The organism is Mordavella massiliensis, from assembly GCF_016902415.1.
Taxonomy (GTDB): Bacteria; Bacillota; Clostridia; order Lachnospirales; family Lachnospiraceae; genus Merdimonas; species Merdimonas faecigallinarum.
Genome location: NZ_JACJLV010000101.1, coordinates 1 through 1418, shown reverse-complemented (window position 1 = coordinate 1418; position 1418 = coordinate 1). Strand labels below are relative to the sequence as shown.

The 1418-nt window shown below is 44.7% G+C and carries 2 protein-coding genes; both read left to right on the top strand.

Annotation, left to right across the window (positions count from 1 at the left end):
- Positions 1 to 39: 39 nt before the first annotated feature.
- Entirely contained in the window at positions 40 to 963 is a 924-nt protein-coding gene (locus H6A13_RS12890) for a ParM/StbA family protein (protein ID WP_204909936.1), read from the top strand.
- A gap of 4 nt (positions 964 to 967) precedes the next feature.
- Positions 968 to 1327 (top strand): hypothetical protein, encoded by a 360-nt coding sequence (locus H6A13_RS12885; RefSeq protein WP_204909935.1) that lies wholly within the window; start codon positions 968 to 970, stop codon positions 1325 to 1327.
- Positions 1328 to 1418 lie beyond the last annotated feature (91 nt).

Sequence of the window (1418 nt, the reverse complement as noted above, 5' to 3'; positions counted from 1 at the left end):
CGTATATATAAGTAAACAGTATAAAGGAGAGATTGACTTATGATTAAACGTATTAGGATTCCCGTGGATCACGGTAACGGCAACATAAAAACTATGAATACAGTATTTAAGACGGGGATAAGTGTCAGTGATCTTGCACCAGGACGCGGAATGGAATATCTGGAATACAACGGGAAATTTTACCTATCCAGCAATCGTCGAATTCCGTATCAGCGCGATAAGACGAAAGACTCCCGTTTTTTCGCATTGACATTAATGGGGATTGCTAAGGAACTGGAATTAAATAAAAATGTACAAAAGGGGGATATCGTGCAGGTACAGATGCCGATCGGTCTTCCGCCGAAGCATTTCGCAGAACTTTATGAAAAATATGAGACATATTTCCGGTGGAATGGAGAACTGCTCCATTTTCGCTATAAGGATACAGATTATCATATTTCCATTATAGATACTCGGGCGTTCCCGCAGGATTATGCGGCCGTAATGCTCTATCACAAAGACATTGCTATGTATCCGCGTACAACTGCTGTAGATATCGGTGCGTTTACGGGGGATTACCTGATGTTCCGTTACGGAGAAGTAGATATGGAATTCTGCGACTCTATGGAGATGGGGATCATCAGTCTGTATAATCGTGTGATTACAGGGATTCGGGCAGATTACGATCAGCTCTTAGACGAGATGGATATTGACAATATCATCCAGGGCAAGTATGACTTTTACGAAGGCGAGATCGTACAGGCGGTTCTTGAGGAAGTACAGGCGTATGCAAGAGATCTGCTCTCCAGTCTGCGTGAGCGAGGAATAGATCCACGGTCTACATATATGATCTTTCTGGGTGGCGGCTCCATTCTCCTGAAACCCTTCTTAGAACAAACAGGTATGTTAAATAGGTATCGGTTTATCGAGGATATCCATGCCAATGCGAAAGGTTATGACTGGCTGTATCAGCAGGGAGCGTGATTATATGACAGCAAAAAAGAAGCCCTACTCTTTTACCATCGGGTTCAATGAGAAAAAAGCCGATCATGTCCGGGCAGCCCAGATTCTAAATGAATTGGGTAAAGGGGAAAAATCAGACTATATCGCCAGATGTATCCTAGCCTATGAGGGGGAAAAGGCAGAGTCTGGAGAGGTCAGCTTTGCTGCCATCCGGGAAATTGTTCGGCAGATCCTTCAAGAAGACTATCCGAAAATACAGCAGAAGCCTGAGCCGGCCGACTCTGCAGAGCAGGTGATTGATTTGTCAGAACATACAACACAGGATTCTGAACTGACTCAAAGCGTGATCCGGAGTATGGCAGCGTTCAGGAAATCCAATACATAAGGGGATGGGCGGATTTTTGTCGGCATTGTGGCGGACGGGATACAGGTGCTGAAAATGCTGTAGCGCTTCGGGTAAATGAGATGTGTTTAGT